Below are 527 nucleotides of genomic sequence, written 5' to 3' on the forward strand. Positions count from 1 at the left end.
GGCCAGCGCCTGCTGCGCCGGCGTGCGCTGCTCGGKCGGGATSAGCGGAAAGCGGTCCTGGGCGAGGGTCGGGGTAACCAGCGCCGATCCGAAGACGGCTGCCAACAATAGCTTGCGCATGACGTTTCTCCTGAAGATTGTTCGTTACGTAACAATCTGCGGTGCGCCGCTTTGGCGGGCAAGCGCCGGGATCAGTCGCTGATCGGGCCGGAGCGCAGCTTCTTGGTGGCGCCGTGCTTCGTCTTGCTGTCCATCCGCCGCGTCTGCGAGCCCTTGGTGGGCTTGGTCTTGCGGCGGATGGGCGGGGGCGGGGCAGCGGCCTCGCGGATGAGGTCGGCCAGCCGGTCGAGCGCGTCTTCCCTGTTCCGGATCTGGGACCGGTACTGCTGGGCGAAGATGAGGATCTCACCGGCGTCGGTCATCCGCTGGCCGGCGATGGCACGCAGCCGCATCTTGATTCGGTCGGACAGGGCGGTCGAGGCGAAGGCGTCGAACCGCAGGTGAACGGCCGTCGATGCCTTCTGCAC

General features: G+C 67.4%; 1 protein-coding gene. It reads right to left on the reverse strand.

The window, feature by feature from the left end; all coding sequences use genetic code 11:
- Positions 1 to 191: 191 nt before the first annotated feature.
- The coding region (gene arfB / locus AC1DWF_RS38350) for an alternative ribosome rescue aminoacyl-tRNA hydrolase ArfB (protein ID WP_476843630.1) at positions 192 to 527 on the reverse strand (336 nt) is incomplete at its 5' end.

The sequence above is a fragment of the Aminobacter sp. P4_D5 genome (assembly GCF_056401815.1).